This window comes from Bradyrhizobium sp. Ash2021 (assembly GCF_031202265.1).
GTDB lineage: Bacteria > Pseudomonadota > Alphaproteobacteria > Rhizobiales > Xanthobacteraceae > Bradyrhizobium.
On record NZ_CP100604.1, the window covers coordinates 5160932 to 5180175 of the forward strand.

12 protein-coding genes are annotated in these 19244 nt (G+C 62.1%); 3 read left to right on the plus strand and 9 right to left on the minus strand.

Going from position 1 to position 19244, the window contains the following annotated elements:
• Positions 1 to 19 precede the first annotated feature (19 nt).
• From NL528_RS24830 to NL528_RS24840, 3 genes are read right to left on the minus strand one after another with little or no spacing between them, the layout of a single operon-like run.
• On the minus strand, positions 20 to 1018 hold the full coding sequence (locus NL528_RS24830; RefSeq protein WP_309177079.1) for an acetamidase/formamidase family protein: 999 nt from the start codon (positions 1016 to 1018) through the stop codon (positions 20 to 22).
• Between the two features lie 10 nt (positions 1019 to 1028).
• Positions 1029 to 2435: an amidase gene (locus tag NL528_RS24835; RefSeq protein WP_309177080.1), complete on the minus strand. Its 1407-nt coding sequence runs from the start codon at positions 2433 to 2435 to the stop codon at positions 1029 to 1031.
• Positions 2436 to 2457: 22 nt separating this feature from the next.
• Positions 2458 to 3975 (minus strand): amidase, encoded by a 1518-nt coding sequence (locus NL528_RS24840; RefSeq protein ID WP_309177081.1) that lies wholly within the window; start codon positions 3973 to 3975, stop codon positions 2458 to 2460.
• 342 nt (positions 3976 to 4317) lie between these two features.
• On the opposite strand from NL528_RS24840, the gene NL528_RS24845 reads away from it, so the two are divergent.
• Complete coding sequence (locus NL528_RS24845; RefSeq protein ID WP_309177082.1) at positions 4318 to 5499, plus strand: transporter substrate-binding domain-containing protein; 1182 nt, start codon at positions 4318 to 4320, stop codon at positions 5497 to 5499.
• A 74-nt stretch (positions 5500 to 5573) separates the two neighbouring features.
• Positions 5574 to 6098 carry an ANTAR domain-containing protein gene (locus NL528_RS24850; RefSeq protein ID WP_309177083.1) on the plus strand — a complete coding sequence of 175 codons (525 nt, stop codon included), beginning with the start codon at positions 5574 to 5576 and terminating at the stop codon, positions 6096 to 6098.
• A 9-nt stretch (positions 6099 to 6107) separates the two neighbouring features.
• On the opposite strand, the gene pncA is transcribed toward NL528_RS24850, so the two are convergent.
• The 6 genes from pncA to NL528_RS24880 all read right to left on the minus strand — a co-directional run bounded on the left by pncA (position 6108) and on the right by NL528_RS24880 (position 12997).
• A complete protein-coding gene (gene pncA / locus NL528_RS24855) occupies positions 6108 to 6734 on the minus strand; it encodes a bifunctional nicotinamidase/pyrazinamidase (RefSeq protein WP_309177084.1) in 627 nt (208 codons plus the stop codon).
• A 905-nt stretch (positions 6735 to 7639) separates the two neighbouring features.
• Positions 7640 to 8983 carry an IS1182 family transposase gene (locus NL528_RS24860; protein WP_074272158.1) on the minus strand — a complete coding sequence of 448 codons (1344 nt, stop codon included), beginning with the start codon at positions 8981 to 8983 and terminating at the stop codon, positions 7640 to 7642.
• Between the two features lie 395 nt (positions 8984 to 9378).
• On the minus strand, positions 9379 to 10011 hold the full coding sequence (locus NL528_RS24865; RefSeq protein WP_309177085.1) for a hypothetical protein: 633 nt from the start codon (positions 10009 to 10011) through the stop codon (positions 9379 to 9381).
• Positions 10008 to 10490: a c-type cytochrome gene (locus NL528_RS24870; protein ID WP_375144075.1), complete on the minus strand. Its 483-nt coding sequence runs from the start codon at positions 10488 to 10490 to the stop codon at positions 10008 to 10010. The genes NL528_RS24865 and NL528_RS24870 overlap by 4 nt, the downstream gene beginning before the upstream one ends.
• Positions 10491 to 10627: 137 nt before the next feature.
• Complete coding sequence (locus NL528_RS24875) at positions 10628 to 12409, minus strand: PQQ-dependent dehydrogenase, methanol/ethanol family (RefSeq protein WP_309177087.1); 1782 nt, start codon at positions 12407 to 12409, stop codon at positions 10628 to 10630.
• A 108-nt stretch (positions 12410 to 12517) separates the two neighbouring features.
• Positions 12518 to 12997, minus strand: coding sequence for a copper chaperone PCu(A)C (locus NL528_RS24880; protein WP_309177088.1), 480 nt, complete (start codon positions 12995 to 12997; stop codon positions 12518 to 12520).
• A gap of 662 nt (positions 12998 to 13659) precedes the next feature.
• Between NL528_RS24880 and NL528_RS24885 the strand changes: the two genes are divergently transcribed.
• Complete coding sequence (locus NL528_RS24885; protein ID WP_309177089.1) at positions 13660 to 19131, plus strand: AAA family ATPase; 5472 nt, start codon at positions 13660 to 13662, stop codon at positions 19129 to 19131.
• The last annotated feature ends 113 nt before the right edge of the window (positions 19132 to 19244 follow it).

Genomic DNA, 19244 nt, shown 5'->3' on the forward strand with positions numbered 1-19244 from the left:
CTCCGTTGTTGCCGATACGTCATGAGACCAAATATTTCTTCAAAATCGACGCGCCCATCGTATATTTCGGATCGACCATGTTTCCGAGCCGGATGCGTCCGGCCTGGCTCAGCAGCATGTAAGCGTCGATCTCGTCGAAGCCGTATTCGGCGCTCATCCAGCGCACCAGTTCGCGGTAGGCGATGCGCGCCGCATCTTCCAGCGGTCGGGCGCTGCCTATCGTCATCAGAAAGTTTTCCGTCTCGAGCCGCGGCCAAGCAAAGCTCCAGCCCTTGATGACGTCGATCTGGAACGTGACGGTGGCGCGTTGCTCAATCGCGACGCCCGATAATTCGCCGTCGCCCTGGCATGCATGGCAATCGCCGACATAGAGCAACCCGCCTTTGACATGCACGGGAAAATACAGGATCGCGCCTGGCGCGACGTCCGGCAGATCCATGTTGCCGCCGTGGTAGTCCGGCTGCAGCGACGAGATGGCCTCGATCTCGGGTGAAACCCCGATGGTGCCGATGAACGGCTCATAAGGCAGGGTAATCTTGTCGTTCCAGCGAACGCCGTTCTTGTCGACATGCATCTTCCTCACCCGCTCCGGCAGCGGCGGGTTGAGCAAGGCGGTGGACGCGGTCCCGACCAGGCCGCCGAATTCCGGGATGATGCAGGTGGTGCCCGCGGGCTGCGCGCCCCGGGTCTCAACCGCCTGAATATGGACGGCTAGGCAATCATCTTTCTCTATGCCGTTGACGGCGATCGGACCGCATTGCGGATTGAGAAACGGAAACCGCAATTTCGCGGTCGGGCTGTCCTTTTCGCTGGTGATGACGCCGCCAAAGGCATCCTCGGTTTCCACCGCGACGACATCGCCTGGATTGATCGTGAGCACCGGCTTGGCATAGGGGCCGTAGACATAATGGAAGTCGCCCTGCGCCGCGATGGTCAACTCGTGACGTTTGCCGGCCTCGCCGCAGGCGAGCCCGCGCTTTGCCATGATCGAGGTTTTCAGCCAGGGCTTGTCGGTCATCGCAATCTCCTCAATCGCCGAGTGAAGGATGGCGGCGGTGCCATTCGGTGACCCGCTGGTACGCATCGCCGGCGGCGATCAGGCGGGCTTCGTCGAAATGGCGGCCGATAAACTGGAATGCGACCGGGCCGCCCGTCTCCGTAAAGCCGCCGGGCAGCGTGATGGACGGGCTTCCGGTCATGTCGAACGGACAGCTGAAACGCAGCAGGCCGGTGATCAATTCCAGATTCGCGCCAAGCGTCGCCATTTTGGAGAGCGTCGGCGCGGCGAACGTCTGAGCGGGAACGGCCAGGAGAGCAACCTTTTCGAACAGCGCCCTGACCAATCCCCTGAATGTTTCACGGCGCAGGACGATCTTCTGATAGTCGGTCCCGGATTGCTTCAGACCGAGTTCGATCAAGCCGGCGAGCGACGGGCCATATTCCGACTTTCGTGACGGATAGGTGGCCTCATGCGCGACCGCGGTCTCGACGCCGCACAACGGAAACCAGTCGGCGATCACCGCGCTCGGGTCGGGAAAGACGATGTCCTGAATTTCCGCCCCGAGATCGACGGCAACGCGCAAGGCGTCCTGGAATATTTTCTTGGTAACGGCATCGACACCTTCGCTGGTCCAGCGCGGATCGACGCCAATTCTTGTCCCTCGCAGGCTGCCGTTCAGGTTCGCCAGATAATCCGGCACCGGCTCCAGCACCGCCGTCTGGTCTTTCGGATCGGCGCCCGCGATCGCGCCGAGCATTGCGCCGCAATCAACCGCACTGCGCGCCATCGGGCCGATATGGTCGAGCGTCGCGGCGAGTTCGAACACGCCGTGGCGGCTGACGCGCCCCCAGGTCGGCTTCAAGCCGGTTACACCGTTGGCCGCGGACGGAAAGCGGATCGAGCCGCCGGTATCGGACCCCAGCGAGCCGTAACAGAGCCCCGCGGCCGTCGCGACGCCGGACCCACTTGAAGACGAGCCGGTCCAGAGCGTTGCATCCCAGGGGTTGCGCGGCGGCTCGATGTCCGGATGGTGGTCGGAGTACGCGCCCTCGGTCAATTGCAGTTTGCCGAGGATGATCGCGCCGGCCTGTTTGAGCTTGGCGACGACGGTCGCATCTTCGCTCGGGCGGTTGTCGCGATAAATCTTCATGCCGGCCGCGGTCGGCGCGTCTTTCGTCCAGCACAGATCCTTGACGGCGATCGGCACGCCGTGAAGGGGCCCCCTCACTTTGCCCGTTGCGATTTCCCTGTCAGCGGCCTGCGCCTGCTCAAGGGCCGATGCGGCCATGACATGGGCGTAACTTTTCAGTCTGCCATCGAGGCGCCTGACCCGATCCAGCTGGGCTTGTGTTGCCTCCACGGCTGACAGCTCGCGTTTCCAGATGCGCTTTCCAACCTCGACCAATCCCGAATAGTGCAGATCGCGCGACGTCATCGTGTGGCTGCCTCGTCCTGTGCTAGTTCAGCTTCCAATCGCCGCCGGCTTCGATCGCCGACGCCAGTTTTATCAGCGTTGTTTCCTCGAAATGGCGCCCGACTATCATCAAGCCGACCGGCAAACCATTGACGCGGCCGCATGGTACGGTGAAAGCGGGATGGCCGGACACGTCGAACGAGCAGGTATTCGCCTGCATGTTGAGCGCGGTATCGATCGCGATGCCGAGAGGCGCATCGGCCGGCGGGATCAGGCTCGCCGTAAAAGGAATCGTCGGCATCGCCAGCACGTCGAATTTCTCGAGCGCTTCGTCATAGGCGCGGCGCAGCAACCCCCGCAGGTTCTGCGCCTTCGAATGATAGCGTCCGTGATAATGGCGGTGCATGTATTCGCCGAGCATCAGCACCAACTTCACGGTCGGCGACACGTCGTTGATCCGCGTTCCCATGCCGCGGGCAAAGGCTTCCTGCATCGAAAGCGGATAGTAGCCGTGGATGTTGTTACCGACGCCATAGCCCTTCAGCATCATCTCGGCCGCGCCTTCGAGGATGATGCCGCTCCAGACATGGGGCCCGTCGAGATGCCAGGGCAGCGAAATCTCCTCGCTTTCGACGCCGGCCTTTGCCAGCGCCGCAATCGTCTGCCGCACCTTTTCGTTGACCGCGGGATCACTTTCCGGATGGCCAAATCCCTCGCGCAGAATGCCCACCCGCAGTCCGTTCACGGGTTTGCCGACCGCCCCCATATAGTCTCCGGTGCGCGCGGCGATCGTCCTCGTATCCCAGCCATCATGGCCGGCGATGACCGTCAGCAGGCGCGCGACATCTTCGACCGACGCGCACATCGGACCGCAATGATCGACGGAATAGCTGATCGGCATCGAGCCCGTCGTTGGCACCAGCCCCCAGGTCGGCTTCAGACCATACACTCCGCACCAGCTCGACGGCGTCCGGATCGATCCACCCTGATCTCCGCCCAGCGCCATCGGCACTTCACCCGCCGCCACAAGCGCAGCGCTTCCACCAGATGAGCCGCCGGCACTATGGGCAGGATTATGCGGATTGCGTATCACGCCGCCCGCGCAGGTATGGCTTGCACCGGAGAAGCAGAGATCCTCGCAGGCCGCCTTGCCCGCAATCCTACCGCCCGCTTCGAGAATTCGCGTCACAACCGTGGCGTCCAGTTCCGGGACGTAACCTTCGAGCAGCGCGGAGCCATTCATCATCGGGACGCCCGCGACGCAGATATTGTCCTTGATAGCGACCTTCTTGCCGCTCAGCAGCCCTTCAGCGCCGGTGCGGATATCTGTCTTCCAATACCAGGCGCCGTACGGATTCTCCGATGCCGGGGGCCGATACCCCGGTGAACGCGGCGCAACTGGCGCCAAGGCGGGCGGGACCAATTCGTCAAGCCGGCCGTAAGAGGCCAAAGGGCCTTTGAAGGCCTGCTGAAAAGCCGCGACCTCGTCGGCGCTAAGGACGAGACCGAAATCGGACCCGAGGTCGTCGATCTGTTCCAACGTCGGAAGGCGAACTGCCATGCTCCACCCACTTCTTGTCTTTTGGAAGACAAACGAAAAAAGCCACCCGCGGCCTGAAAAGGCCCCGAATGGCATCAATGCCGCTGCTATCAATTGTCGTGTCGGTTTACGCGGCAAAACGAAACGTGCAGATCATCACCCAGACATCATCGGCTGGGCGAGAACTGTTTCGCCATGCACGTATTCACGTACCATATGATTGTGTCCGAGCGTCGGCCGTCTTGTCAATGAGACGCCGGCACCTTTTTTATGCATGGTGCGGCACAAATGACGTGCAACGCGCTTTTGATAATACAGGATCGCGATGATATCATTTGCCGTCAGCCGCTCCGAGCCTCACTGATGAAAAAGCCGTCGATCCCTCTCGGCCTCGTGTTCTCCCAATCGGGACCTTACGCCATGATGGCGGGCGAGATGCTGAAGAGCGCGTGGATGGCGATCGACGAAGTCAATCAAAGCCATGAGTTCGATTTCACATTCGCCGCCCATCTGCGCGATCCCGGCGGCGTCGTCGCCGCTTATCATGACGCATGCGCCGATTTAATTCGCCAAGAACAAGTCGAGCATATCGTCGGTTGCTACACGTCGGCTTCGCGCAAACAGGTCATTCCCATCGTCGAGCGCACCGAACGGCTGCTTTGGCATCCGGCGAGGTATGAGGGTTTTGAAAGCAGCGACAATGTCATCTATGTCGGAGCAGCGCCCAATCACAACGTGGTGCCGCTGGTGCGGCACATGCTGGATCACATCTCCAGCGACGTGTTCTGCATCGGGTCCAACTACGTCTGGACCTGGGAAACCAACCGGGTCATTCGCGAGATCGTAACCAGCGCGGGCGGCCGCATCCTTGCCGAACGCCTGCTGGAGCTCGGCGAGACCGCCGTCGATCATATCGTGCGGGAAATCATCGACCGGAAGCCGCCGGTGGTGTTCAACACACTGGTCGGCGAATCCAGCTACGCCTTCGTTCGTGCGCTGCATGAAGCGACGACGCGCGCGAGGCTGACGATCCCGATGCTGAGCTGCAGCCTCTGCGAGCCGGAACTCAAGCTGATCGGGCCCGCAGCCTCGGTCGGATGCATCACATCGTCGGCCTATTTCGAGAGCATCGACCGGCCCCAGAACCGTGCTTTTGTCGCCCGGTGGAGGGCCCGCCACGGCACGGACAGCAACCCTTCCGTCGACGGGCAATCGACTTACGTCTGCGTCATGCTGCTGGCGCGCGCCATTCGCCGCGCCGGCACCACGGATGTTGCCGCCGTCCGGCGCGCTGCAGCAAATCACCGCTACGAATCCCCGCAGGGCCCGGTTTGGGTCGACCCCGACAATAACCACTGCTTCCTGACGCCCCGTTTGGCACGCTCCGTGCCTGGATGTCAGTTCGAGATCTTCTGGGAGGCAGAGGCCCCCGAGCGCCCCGACCCCTATCTTTCGAACCTCGACCTGGCGACGATTGGCATGAGACCGGAGAAAAGCAATGATACGATGCCGAAGCGGGCAAACCATTTGCGTGTCGTGAAATGACTAAGCCCTCGCCCTTCTCTGTTCGCGGCCGTCGCGTTCTCATGGTGATGAGAGATGAACGCGAAATCTTGACCATGCGCCGGCAGTTCAACCGCCTGGGCATGGCGGTTACGGAGCATGATCCGGCCGAAGCGCCGCCGCCCGGCGACGCCGTCGATGTTATCGTGATGGATGGGGACAGCATTCCCATCAAATGCGATACGGCCGCGGCGTGGAGGATCGGCGCGCCTATCATCGCGCTGATTGGAACGGAGACGCCCAGCCGCCTGAAATGGCTGCTCGATCTGCAGCCGGCGTCGTTTCTCGTCAAACCGCTGCGTTCGGCCGGACTCTACACCGCACTGGTGGTGGCGTTCGACGCCGCCCAGCGAAGAACTAACGAAGCCGCCCACGTCGAAAGACTGGAAGGCCGTGTTCGTTCCCGGCGAGTGGTATTCGCAGCCGTTCTGCAGATTATGCGCGGCCACGGTCTCTCCGAAACCGAAGCCTTCGCGCTCATTCGGCAGACGGCGATGCGGCATCGCACGACGGTCGAGCAATTGAGCGCGGAAATCGTTGCGGTCGGTGGCATGCCGAACCGTACGACGCGAACCGCGTAATCCTAGCGCCTAAGCGAGATCGCTCACCCGCTGCACGCTCGCGGCCGCCATCCCCGTCCATGCCGCGTCGAGCGAGCCTGCGAGATCGATGGCCCTGCAGGCGGGTTCGATCAGCACCGTGTCGAAACCGAGCTGTCGCGCGTCCACAGCGGAGTAGTAGACGCAAAAATCCGTCGCAAGCCCGGCGATGAAGATTCGCTTCAAGCCGCGTTCGCCCAGATAGCCTGCCAGACCCGTGGGAGTGCGCCGGTCGTACTCATAGAATGCCGAATAGGAATCGATCGCCGGCCGGAAGCCTTTGCGGACGACAAGCTCCGCCCGATGTGTCTCCAACTCCGGATGAAAGGCCGAGCCCGACCTGCCCTGGATACAATGATCGGGCCACAGCGTTTGCTGGCCATAAGGCATCTCGATGGTCCCAAATGGTGCCGAGCCCGGATGCGAGGATGCAAACGAGCTATGGCCGGCCGGATGCCAGTCCTGGGTCAGCGCGACATGGCTGAAGCGCCCGGCAAGGCGATTGATGACCGGCATAATGGCATCGCCGTCCGCAACCGCAAGCGCGCCGCCGGCGCAGAAATCGCTCTGGACGTCAATCACCAACAGTAGATCGTCGTCCCCTGGCTGGATAGGCATTTTGAGCCCGCGTTAGTGTTAGCCACCGGACCTTAGTCTAACGCGCGTGCGCGATCGAAGGACATTGCCCGGCACAATCAGCATGTCCGCTAGGTGCCGATAGCGTTGCAAAAGTCTTTTTGGGCCACCGAACACAAATTTTGAGAGCCACTGATGCGGCTACACGAAAATTATGTGGGGGAGTCATCAGCGAACGATGAACTTCCCCATGACTTCAGTGGTGGGCCTGAGGGTACATCGAACAGGGATTGCCGTTCGTTTCGTCGTTTGGCGGGAAATTGGCGGTGCAACAATTTCGGAGTTTTGCAACACTATTTGCCAGAAACAGACATCGCCGGTCGCGAGAACAATGAAAGAGGCAACTGAGGCTGTATTTACTCTTTCTGACCCAACAATTTGCCGGTTGACCGGTCGATGAAGTGTACCCGAGTGCAGGCCGGACAGGTGACGCCTTCGTAAGTGCAACGCTTCTCGTCGGGTTGCAGCGGCTCGTCAGCCAGCCAATGCTGGACTTTCAAGGCCGTCTGAGGGCATCTGAAAATCACGTTGGTCATGAGGGCCAATAATGGCCCTACGCCGCGGTTCCGTTTTGATCCTTCGCAAGTCGCCGTCAGTTCGGGTCACTTCCGCTTTGCCCCCGAAAGCGGACTTGAATTGACGCTGGTGCAATGTCCGTTTCGTGCCAGAACCGGAAGTCGGTAACGCAATGAGCAATCACATCACGCGTGGAAGAGCGGGCACACCAAGTGGCATGCCCGCAGTTTCGAAGGACCTTGCCCGCCTAGTCTTTGGCTTTGGCGAGTGCGTGCTGGATGACCTGATGGTCATCGCTCGTCAACTGCGTCGGCCCTAGGAGTCCGTCCAGATAGGTGCTGCGACGGGCATTTATTGGCATGTTAGCCGGCTCAGGCAGCCTTTGCGAGGGTGAACAGCTTCAGGAGGTTGTGGGCGGTGCAGATCATGGCCCACTCGGCACGCACTTTTTCGACACCCCGCAACAGGAACTGGCGGAAGCCGCGCGCCTGTTTGATCTGTCCGAACACCGGTTCGACCACTTGCTTTCTCAATCGGTAGGGCGTTTCGAAGCCGCCATCGTCGATCTTCTTTCGCATCCGTTGGGTCAGCGGTCCGCCGATTTTTCCGTTCGCGGCTGTCGGGTGCTTGGCGCGTCCAGGCGCGACATAGCCGTCAACGCGATGTGCTTCGAGCGCTTCGAGATTGGATTCGCTGCAGTAGCCGGAGTCCGCTGAGGCCTGCTCCGGCGTGCGGCCGAGATTGTTCTCGATGGCCTCGATCAGGGGCACCAGCTGGCCCTGATCGTTGCCGCACTGCGTCAGTTCGTGCGCGACAATGATCTGGGCGCCTGCGTCGACGGCGGCCTGTGCATTATAGGCCTGAACGAAGCCATCCTTCGACTTCATGATGCGGCTTTCCGGATCGGTGAAGTTGCGTTGCGACTTGGGATCAGGCTGGTCCGATGCCGGCGCCGCCGGTTTGCCCGGCTTCTTGCGGCCTTCGGCTTGGCGCTGCTGTTCCTTTTCGGCCTCGATGCGACGCTCTTCCTCCGCGGCCAGCCTGGCGTCGGCCTCCAGCGCCGCCATCGCCTGCTGGATCTTCGCCAGCCGCTTCTCCTTGTCGCCAGCCCAATCCGGCAGCTCGTCGCCGCGTTTGTCTTTGCCGAAAGTCTCGTCCTCCTGAGCATCCGCCGCCTCAGCGGCCGCCAGCATGCGAGCGACCTCGGCTTTCAATTCCGCCTCGCGTTTCTTCATGCGCTCATAACTCATCGCTTTATGTTTCGACGCGTTCGCTTTGATCTTCGTGCCATCAAGCGCGACATGGCCGAGTTTGACCAGCCCTGCCGTCTCGCACAACTTCAGAACCTGCAGGAACAGTGCGCCGAGCGCCTTCAAATGCCGCTTGCGGAAGTCGCTGATCGTGCGAAAATCCGGCGGATCGAGCGCGACAATCATTACAAAATCATTCCGTTCGCGGCAGGCCTTCGCGATCCGCCGCGATGAATACAGCCCACTCGCATAGCCGTGCAGCACAAGCGCCACCATCATGCGCGGGTCGAACGGCGGCTGCCCGAGCCCGCTCACATAGCTGCCCGTGATCTCCTTGAGATCGAGGCTCTCCCGCACCAGTTCAACGATAAACCGCGAGACATGGCCTTTCGGCACGAAGTCCTGCACATTCGGCGGCAGAAGCAGCGTCTGATCGATATTCCAGGGGCGAAAATACTTGCTCATCGCCCAAGGTTGAATCAGACTCGCTCAGAATTGAACAGCCACTATTCGGACAGGCTCCTAGCATGAAGGTCAGCTTGTTGAGCTTGCCAGTGAAGCGGAACGGCACTTGGTAATCCACGTCATCCACTGGCGTGCGGGTATCCACGCCGACGTCGAAGGTCTCATCCACGGTCATGAGGAACGGGATCGTGAAACCGAAGGTGGCCAACTCCAAGGCGAACAAGGCCGAGGCGGACCATGGTCTGGCCGCTCTACGGCTATCGGGCGCATCGATTCGGTGCTTTTTGGCAGGGAGCACGACCAGGAAATAGCATCGCTCCTGCACACCTTGCCGAGTTCCGTCTTGCTGCCTTTGTGAAGATTTCGCACCTCACTCGATCTAAACCCATCCCGCGCTAAGAGCGCGCGCGAAGGATTGTGACCCGCGTTTCGTCGATAAAGCTCTTCTCGTCCTGACCGGCTTGACGGAATAGATTGCGTTCGACCACGAGCGCGCGTCCTTGGATCGATTTCGTGCATCTCTCCTTGACGTAGATGCCGCCGACGGGTTGTTCGCCGGCTTCGGGCTGGGCCTGCGTACAGGCCCACCCGTCGGGGCCATAGCGGGCTTTCACCTGCGGGCCAAACAGGAAAGCCTTCTTGCGAAGATAGAGTCTTGCCTTTGGATCGGTCTCGATCTTGAGGCCGGCGACCGTGCCGGCGTTGTCGATCAGCGCCGTCAGGATGGCCGGATGACCCGCCACAACGGTGCCATTCCGGCTGGTTGCCGGATCGTAGCCAAACCGGAGCGCCCGCAGCCCGTCGGTGCCTGCGGGACAGTCGCGCCAGTCCGACCAGGCCGAAAGCTTGCGCTCAGCATCGGCCGCGCAAAAAAAGTCCGCGTAGCCAGCGGACGGAAGGTCGGCGACCGCTATTCCTATTCTGATGTCGCGCAGGTCGTTGCCGGAGAAATCCTGTGCGGCAGCTTGTTGCAATGCCGCCAGCAGAACGCCGCCCGCCACCATCGCCAGTCTGCTCCAGGGTCTCATTTCGATTGCCCCGAATTCGTTGTTTGGGTGACGGTCGGCTGCTCCGCCTTGTAGACATCGCAGACCCGCGATGCATCGCCGAAGAAGTCGACGCATTCGCTGTAGTTCGGTTCCCCTTTGCCCTTGACATGGGCGAGGACGTAATCCGCCACGGCTTCCGCATCGCTGGGACGCAGGAACGTGTTGGCCTCCGGTGGCATCTGACTGCCGACGTCCTCGCGATTCATGCCGTAGCATTTGACGCTGTCATAGGCGCCGCGTGTAAAGAATGGCATGCCGGTTCCAGGCCTGCCGCATCCCACGGTTTCGATGATTTGTTCGCGCGTCAACTCGGTCTTGCGCAACGACAGTGCATCGCCGCCATAGCCACCGCCGCCATTGCCGTGCCACTTGTGGCAGCCAACGCAGTTGGCGCGCTTGAAGACGGCCTTGCCGAGATCGGTAGGATCCGCCGACTGCGCGGCGGCGCTTGCCGTCATCGCCGCAGATGCGACGATGACGAACGCAAGGATGGCTCCCGCAGGAGGCCAGTTGTGTCGTGTCATTGTGCCTTGCCTGGCTGTGGAAGAGTGCGGGCGCAGAGGGTGCAAAATCCGATGCGCCCGCTCGCGATGCGTCAGAGCGCGAAAACGTAGAGCATCGATCCCGGCTGCATCCGCTTCAGCTCCGGCGTGGAGTCGATGAACCACTTGTCCCAGGCGCCGCCCAGCCCGACGAGGATCGCAACATATTGCTTGCCGTCGACGGAGAAAGTCATCGGAGGGGCGTTCACGCCGCCGCCCGTGTTGAACTCCCAGAGTTTTTCCAACGACTTAGCATCAAGCGCCGTTACTTCGCCCGAGGGCTGACCAGAGAATACCAGATCGGGGGTAGCGAGAACGCCGCCCAGATTCGGGAATGGCGTTTCAAACTTGCCTGCGACCTTGCCGGTCGTCACGTCGATCGCCGTGACGCTGCCCGTGATGCGAACCGGCTGGCTCGGGCCGCCGCCTGTCCAGAACTCCCGCGGCTTCAGCTTTTCCGGCGTCATCACCTCGACTTTGATGCGATTGCAGCTCTCGATCACGGGAATGTACCAGAGCTTCAGATCCGGATTGTAGGCCGTCGGCGGCCAATTCTTGCCGCCCATGTTGCCGGGGCAGATGTCGGTTTCCAGATTGGTGCGGCTTGGCGTCACCGCCGCGATATAGGTCTGCACCGGCTTGTTCGGGTCATACTCGATCGGCTTGCCGGTTTCCGCGTCGAGGCCTTTGGTCCATGTGACTTTCTTGACGAACGGAAGGCCCCAGACGAACTTGCCCGTGGTGCGATCAACCGCGTACGCGAAGCCGTTGCGATCCGCTTCGAGCGCGAGCTTCCGCGGACCACTGGGTCCGGGGATATCGACCAGCACATTCTCCGCCACGCTGTCGTAGTCATAGGGATCGTTGGGCGTGTGCTGATAATGCCATTTGATCTTCCCGGTATCGGCATCGAGCGCCAGCGAACTGTCGGTATAGAGATTGTCGCCGGGCCGATACTCGTTATCCCAGTCCGGGCCGGGATTGCCGATGCCCCAGATAAGGGTGTTGGTCTCCGGATCATAGCTGCCGGTCACCCATGTCGAACCTCCACCGGCTGCGGCAGAGTTCCTGTCGTCCTTCCAGGTCTCGTGCCCGGGCTCGCCCTTGCCGGGTATCGTATGGGTGCGCCATACCTCCTTCTGGCTTGAGAGGTCGGTCGCCGCGATCCAGCCGCGGATTCCGTATTCCGCACCGGCAACGCCGGTGACGGCCATGTTCTTCACGATCAGCGGCGCGCCGGTGATGACCTCGCCCTTGTTGGGATCGGCTACCTGGCGTTGCCAGGCGACCTGGCCGGTATCCTTGTTGGTCGCAATCAACCTGCCGTCGAGCGTGTGCGAAATAACCAGATTGCCCCACAGCGCCACGCCGCGGTTGTCGACGCCGCAGCAGGACACGGCGCCCGCCCAGTCATGGTCGGTCTTTGGATCCATCTTCCAGAGCAGCGTGCCTTTGCCGCCATGGGTGTCGATCTTGTAGACCGACCCCCATCCGTCGGTGACGTACATCATTCCGTTTTCAACGATCGGGGTGCCTTCGAGGCCGCCATGCGTCCAGATGCCGCCGCCCTCGACGCCGCCAAGGTGCATGGTCCATGCGACCTTGAGATTTTTCACATTGCCCTTGTTGATCTCCGAAAGGCTGGAAAAGCGGGTGGCGGAGAAATTCTTGTGGTGATGGAGCCAGTTGCCGGGCTCCTTGTCTGCATTGAGCAGGCGCTCGGGAGTGACCTCATCCGCCGCCTTTACCGGAAGCGCCGCGATCGTTGCGACCGCAGCAACGGTCGCGAGCATGGCTGCTCGCAGCGAAGGCTTACGTCTCGTGAAATTCTTCATGTCGTTTCCTCCTTATTGATGACTTCTCGTTGCACTTGAGCGCCGGCATGTGTGGTGGCCCGCAGCTCAGAAGTTCGTTGTTCAGATTGTTTTGCTCTTCCGCTGCTTTCAGGGAAGTTGGCGGACGTTCACCTCCGTTTCGATTGTTCCCGCCTTCTGGAAGGCGATTGAGCACGTGAACCGTTCGCCGGCCGCGAGCGGCTGACGGGTCTGCAGAAGCATGACGTGATAGCCATCCGACTTGAGCACCGTGGTACTGCCCGCTGCAATCGGAATCGACGGAACCATCCGCATCGCGGGCGCGCCTTCGCCGCGATCAACTGTATGCCTTTCGGAGAAATTCGCGACAGGGCATCTGACGCGCAGAAGGGCATCCGCGGCACCGGCTTCGTTGCGAACAGTCAGCAGAAGTGGGGTATCCGCGCCCACCTTATCCGTGACAGGAACCCAGGCATCGACGACCTTGAGCGTCTCTTCGCCGCCACGCGCCATCGAGCCGCTCGCCATCCAACTTACCGCGACGATGATCAGCTCACGTGCCGCAGCGCGAAAACCCCTGCGGTTCCGGATCGACGGCGCTGTCGGCATTCGTTGGCCCTCAGCTCGCCCGGCGGCACCACCTCGACGCCAGCAGAAGCTGTGCCATGACAATGCTCATGCTGTACATCGGGATGTTCCTCCCGAATTCTTGTTTGTTGAAGTTAGTTGAAGCCACAAATGTGGCGGCACGTGGATGACGCGCTGCAACGGACAATCGCCGATCAGACATTTCTGTGCTGGGTTCTTGATGAACCCCAGTCACGCGGCCAGCGGATCAAGGCTACCGTGCCAAGGGCCGCGCAGCTCGATTGGCCTCGCAAGGTCGCAAACCGGGTCTCCGAAGCCGTCTAGCCTAGCTAGGACGCCATTCCGATCCCCGACCACCGCGGCGGCCAAGCCTTCCCTCAGATCATCTGCCTCAGCGTTCGGTACCGCGCGATTGTGTCGGCGGAGTTTGGAGCGCATTGCGGACTCAAATCAGACATCGCGTCAGGTCCGAAAAGTGCCTGCCATCACCGGACGTCCCTTGATTGCCGATCACTTCGTCGGCGCAAAGCATCCAGGCTTTACGAGCAGCGGCCCGCGAGGTTCTCGTCTCGCCACGATATGGCACCGATCGCATTTTTGGGGCGCCTATTTTTGGGTTGACGGGCGAAAGCAAACGTAACCTAATCAATGCGTTAAAATAGTCCTCCTGCCAGGAGGCCCGCGTGAACGAGCTCTTGAGCTATGTATTCTCGCCGCTGCGGGAGGGAGACATCTCTCTCTACCGGGGCTCCGGCAGCGGCCTGGCGCCGATCCTGCTCGTTGCCGCGGAAGACTCCGCGCTTGGTTGCGTCGAGCGGCTTGAACACGAATATGCGCTCAAGGCCGAACTTGACGCCGAGTGGGCGGCGCGGCCAGTCGCGCTGACGCACGACAACGACCGCATGACGCTGGTGCTCGAGGATCCCGGCGGCGGGCCGCTGGATCGACTGCTTGGCCAACCGCTGGAGATATCGCATTTCCTGCGGATCGCAATCCGTCTTGTGGGAGCGCTCCGCCGCGTGCACGAGCGAGGCCTTATCCATAAGGACATCAAGCCAGCCAATATCCTGGTGGACGCGGCAAGCGGCGGCGTTTGGCTGACGGGGTTCGGCATTGCCTCGCGTCTGCCGCGCGAGCACCAGGCCCCCGCGCCACCGGAGGTGATCGCCGGGACACTCGCCTACATGGCGCCGGAACAAACCGGCAGGATGAACCGCTCGGTGGACTCCCGCAGCGATCTCTACGCACTGGGTGTCACCTTCTACGAAATGTTGACGGGGCACCTCCCCTTCTCCGCCGCCGATCCGATCGAGTGGGTGCACTGCCACATCGCCCGACAGCCAGCGCCGCCCACCGAGCGGGTCGCGGGCGTCCCGGGACCGCTCTCGGCAATTGTGATGAAACTCCTCGCCAAGACCGCCGAGGAGCGCTACCAGACTGCCGCCGGTGTCGAGGCCGATCTTCGAAGATGCCTCGCAGCTTGGGAGTTATATCGCCGCATCGACCAGTTTCCGCTGGGCGCGCACGACGCTTCGGACCGGCTGCGGATTCCGGAGAAGCTCTACGGCCGGGAGCGCGAGATCGACACACTGCTCGCTTCCTTCGACCGGGTCGTGGCGAACGGCACCGTGGAACTCGTGCTCGTGTCGGGCTATTCCGGCATCGGCAAGTCCTCGGTGGTGAACGAGCTGCACAAGGCGCTCGTCCCGCCGCGGGGCCTGTTCGCCTCCGGCAAGTTCGACCAGTACAAGCGCGACATCCCATACGCGACGGTGGGCCAGGCATTCCAGAGCCTGATCCGCTCGCTGCTGAGCCAGAGCGAGGCCGAGCTCGGCCGCTGGCGATCCTCCCTCATCGAGGCGCTGGGCCCGAATGGTCAGCTCATGGTGAATCTCGTTCCCGAGCTGGAGCTCGTGATCGGAAAACAACCGCCAGTCCCGGACCTGCCGCCGCGGGACGCGCAGAACCGCTTCCAGATGGTGTTCCGGCGCTTCCTCGGGGTGTTCGCGCGCAAGGAGCACCCGCTCGCGCTGTTCCTCGATGACTTGCAGTGGCTGGATGCAGCAACGCTCGACCTCCTCGAGCACTTGGTTACGCACTCCGAAGTGCGGCACCTGCTGCTGGTCGGCGCCTACCGCGACAATGAGGTCAGTCCCGCGCACCCGCTTCGGCGGACGCTGGAAGCGATCCGCATAGCCGGAGCGCGGGTCCAGGAGATCGTGCTGGCGCCCCTTGAGCTCGACGATGTGGGCCGGCTCATCGCCGATGCACTCTACTGCAAGCCGGAGCGCGCGCGGCCCTTGGCGCAACTGGTGCAGGAGAAGACCGGCGCCAATCCGTTCTTCGCAATCCAGTTCTTCACCGCGCTGGCCGAAGAGGGGCTGCTCGCGTTCGACCCGGTCACGCGGGCTTGGCAATGGGACATGAATCGCATCCGGGCCAAGAGCTATACCGACAACGTGGTGGATCTCGTGGCCGGGAAGCTGAAACGGTTCTCCGCCACCACCCAGGAAGCCCTGAAACAGCTGGCCTGCCTGGGCAATGTCGCCCCGACCGCCACTCTGTCGCTGGTTCACGGGATAACAGAGGAGGCGATGCACGCGGCTCTTTGGGAAGCCGTCCACGCCGGGCTCGTCTTTCGCGAGGACAGCGCCTACAAATTCCTGCACGACCGGATCCAGCAGGCGGCCTATTCACTGATTCCCGACGAGCACCGTGTCGACGTCCACCTGCGCATCGGCCGCACGCTGGCGAGAATGACGGCGGACGAACTCGCCGAGCATCTGTTCGATGTCGCGAACCAATTCAATCGGGGCGCCACACGGGTGGTCGACCGGGACGAGAAAGCGCAGGTGGCGACGATCGACCTGCGTGCCGGGCGAAAGGCCAAGGCGTCGGCGGCCTTTGCGTCGGCGCGCGCGTATTTCGCGGCCGGCATGGCGCTGCTCGACGAAAGGGACTGGGGCAGCCAGTACGAATTAATGTTCAGCCTGTGGCTCGAACGCGCGGAGTGCGAGCTTCTGAGCGGTGACTTCGACACCGCCGAGCAACTGATTGAGGAGCTGTTGCAGCGATGTGCGTCGAAGATCGACAAGGCGGCCGCCTACCGCCTCAAGATCGACCTGCACGCCATGAAGTCGGATTTTCCGCAAGCCGTCGATAGCGCGCTCACGGGTCTGAAACTGTTCGGCATTGACCTGCCGGCACACCCGACCTGGGAGCAGGTCCAGGCCGAATACGAGACGCTCTGGCGCAATCTCGACGGGCGGCCGATCGAGAGCCTGATTGATCTTCCGCTGATGACGGATCCGGAACTGCACGCTGCGATGCTGGTACTCTCAGTCCTGTTCGGCCCCGCCTACTTTACCGATTTCCATTTGTATTGCCTGCACCTGTGCCGCATGGTGAACATCAGCTTGCAGCACGGGATGAGCGGCGCGTCCGCGCCCGGCTATGCCGGCTTCGGCGTGTGCGTCGGAGGGGCGTTTCACCGTTACCGCGAGGGTTATCGCTTCGCCAAGCTCGCATGCGACCTGGTCGAGAAACACGGCTTTATCGCCTACCAGGCAAAGGTCTATTTCGCGATGGGACTGGTCGCCCCCTGGACACAGCCAATCACGACCGCCATCGAGTTCACGCGGGCGTCCTCTCGCACCGCGACCGAGACGGGTGATCTGGCCTTCGCTTGCTACAGCATGTCTCGAGAGGTCGCGAGTCTTCTCCTGCGCAACGACCCGCTCGATGCGGTGTGGCGCGAGTCGGAGAGGAGCCTGGACTACGTCCGGAGAGCCAAGTTCCGCGACGTCGCCGACATGATCGTGAGCCACCAACGCTTCATTGCGACCATGCAGGGCCGGACGAAAACTTTCTCCACCTTCAGCGATGCGCAGTTCGATGAGGCGACGTTCGAGGCACAACTGACGGAAGACCGGGTGCCCATCATGATCTGCTTGTACTGGATCCTCAAACTCAAAGCGCGGTTCCTGTCAGGCGACTACGCCGAGGCTCTCGCGTCAGCCGACAAGGCTAACGCGCTGCTTTGGGCCATGGCTGGCAGGTCCCAGTTGCTTGACTATTTTTACTACACGGCGGTGACGGTTGCTTCGCTCTATGAGAATGGTTCTGCCGACGAGCAGAACAGCTGGCGCGAACTCCTTGCGGTGCACCGAGATCAACTGCGCGAATGGACCGACAACAATCCACCGACGTTCGGCGACAAATACGCCCTGGTGTCGGCCGAGATCGGCCGCCTCGAGGGGCGCGACGCCGATGCAATGCGTCTGTACGAAGAGGCGATCCGATCGGCCCGCGAGAACGGCTTCGTGCAGAACGAAGGCCTGGCCCATGAGTTGGCCGCGCGGTTTTACGCGGCGCGCGGGGCTGAATCGATGGCGCACGCCAGTCTGCGAAACGCGCGGCACTGCTATCTTCGCTGGGGCGCATTCGGCAAGGTGCGGCAACTCGAACAGCTTCATCCGCATCTCCGCGACGCACCAGTTTCTGCATCGCCCACCACGACCATCGGCGCGCCCGTCGAGCAGCTGGATATCGGGACGGTGCTCAAGGCCGCGCAGGCGGTGTCCGGCGAGATCGAACTCGGCAAGCTCATCAAGACGCTGCTGCGGATTGCGGTCGAACATGCCGGCGCCGGGCGTGGCCTGCTCATTCTCTTCCCGGACGACGAGCCACGGATCGCGGCGGAGGCGACGACCGGCCGCGGCCAGATTGAGGTCACGCAGCGCCAGACGGCCGTGTCACCGGCGGAGCTCCCCGAATCCGTGCTCCATTACGTGATCCGGACGCGGGGGAGCGTGATCCTCGATGACGCCTCGGCGCAGAATCCGTTCTCGGCGGATGAGTACATCAGCCAGAAGCACGCCCGGTCGGTGCTCTGCCTGCCCCTGGTGAAACAGGCCAAGCTGATCGGGGTGCTCTATCTCGAGAACAACCTGGCCTCGCACGTGTTCACGCCAGCCCGGATCTCGGTGCTGGAACTGCTGGCGTCGCAGGCTGCGATCTCGCTGGAGAACGCCCGTCTGTACAACGATCTCCAGGAGCGGGAGGCCAAGATCCGGCGCCTGGTGGACGCCAACATCATCGGCATCTTCATCTGGGAGCTCGGTGGTCGGTTTCTCGACGCCAATGAGACGTTCCTCCGCATGGTGGGATATGAGCGCGAGGAACTCGTCTCCGGCCGGGTGCGCTGGACCGAGGTGACACCGCCGGAATGGCGCGACCGCACCGCACGGGCCGTCGAAGAGATGACGATGACCGGGACCGCACAACCGTGGGAAAAGGAGTATTTCCGTAAGGACGGGAGCCGGGTGCCGGTGCTGATCGGCTCGGCCGCGTTCGACGAGAAGCGCGACCAGGGCGTCGCGTTCGTGCTCGATCTGACAGAGCGCAAGCACGTCGAGCAGGCATTGCGCGACATGCAAACGAACCTCGCGCATGTCGTGCGCATAACAACCCTGGGCGAGCTGACAGCCTCAATCGCCCATGAAGTGAACCAGCCGCTCGGCGCCGTCATCGCCAACGCCGAGGCCTGTCTGCGCTGGCTCCGCCGCGCAACTCCCGATCTCGACGCCGCGTGCCGCTCGGTGGAGTGGATCATCGACGACGGCAATCGGGCAAGTGAAGTGATCCGGCGCGTCCGGGCGCTCGCGAAAAAGACTGAAATTGACAAGATTCCGCTCGACGTCAATGACGTCGTCCGGGAGGTCGTAGCGCTAGTGCAGCGTGAGCTGACCAGCAATCGGGTATTGTTGCGAATGGAGCTGGCTCCGGCTCTACCCCCGATCCTCGGCGATCGGGTCCAGCTGCAGCAGGTGATGATCAACCTGGTGATGAATGGCATTGAGGCCATGCAATCGGTCACGGATCGGCCGCGCGAACTGGTGATCCAATCCCGCCGGGACGAGGAACGCCGAGTGCTCGTAAGTGTGACAGATTCCGGCGTCGGGATCGCGACCGAGGATGTGGACCGGCTGTTCAACCCCTTCTTCACCACCAAATCAAGCGGTATGGGCATGGGACTCTCGATCTGCCGTTCGATCGTGGAGGGGCACGGTGGGCGGCTGTGGGCCACAGCAAACATACCCCACGGTGCTACGTTTCAATTCACCCTGCCGGTGAATGCTGACCACGCATCATGAGGTTGCGCCGTAAGCCGCCCAAAGAACAGAAGGCGGCGCGCCCGAGCAGCGTCGCGGGGATACCGACGCCGAGTGCCTTGACGGTCTTCAGGTTGATGGCCGGCCCGATGCGA

Excerpts from the sequence above, each read along its gene's own strand:
- NL528_RS24830 (WP_309177079.1), bottom strand. The coding sequence starts at position 1,018 with ATGACCGACAAGCCCTGGCTGAAAACCTCGATCATGGCAAAGCGCGGG.
- NL528_RS24865 (WP_309177085.1), bottom strand. The coding sequence starts at position 10,011 with ATGAGACCCTGGAGCAGACTGGCGATGGTGGCGGGCGGCGTTCTGCTG.
- NL528_RS24835 (WP_309177080.1), bottom strand. The coding sequence starts at position 2,435 with ATGACGTCGCGCGATCTGCACTATTCGGGATTGGTCGAGGTTGGAAAG.
- NL528_RS24840 (WP_309177081.1), bottom strand. The coding sequence starts at position 3,975 with ATGGCAGTTCGCCTTCCGACGTTGGAACAGATCGACGACCTCGGGTCC.
- pncA (WP_309177084.1), bottom strand. The coding sequence starts at position 6,734 with ATGCCTATCCAGCCAGGGGACGACGATCTACTGTTGGTGATTGACGTC.
- NL528_RS24845 (WP_309177082.1), top strand. The coding sequence starts at position 4,318 with ATGAAAAAGCCGTCGATCCCTCTCGGCCTCGTGTTCTCCCAATCGGGA.
- NL528_RS24880 (WP_309177088.1), bottom strand. The coding sequence starts at position 12,997 with ATGCCGACAGCGCCGTCGATCCGGAACCGCAGGGGTTTTCGCGCTGCG.
- NL528_RS24850 (WP_309177083.1), top strand. The coding sequence starts at position 5,574 with ATGCGCCGGCAGTTCAACCGCCTGGGCATGGCGGTTACGGAGCATGAT.
- NL528_RS24875 (WP_309177087.1), bottom strand. The coding sequence starts at position 12,409 with ATGAAGAATTTCACGAGACGTAAGCCTTCGCTGCGAGCAGCCATGCTC.
- NL528_RS24860 (WP_074272158.1), bottom strand. The coding sequence starts at position 8,983 with ATGAGCAAGTATTTTCGCCCCTGGAATATCGATCAGACGCTGCTTCTG.
- NL528_RS24870 (WP_375144075.1), bottom strand. The coding sequence starts at position 10,490 with ATGACGGCAAGCGCCGCCGCGCAGTCGGCGGATCCTACCGATCTCGGC.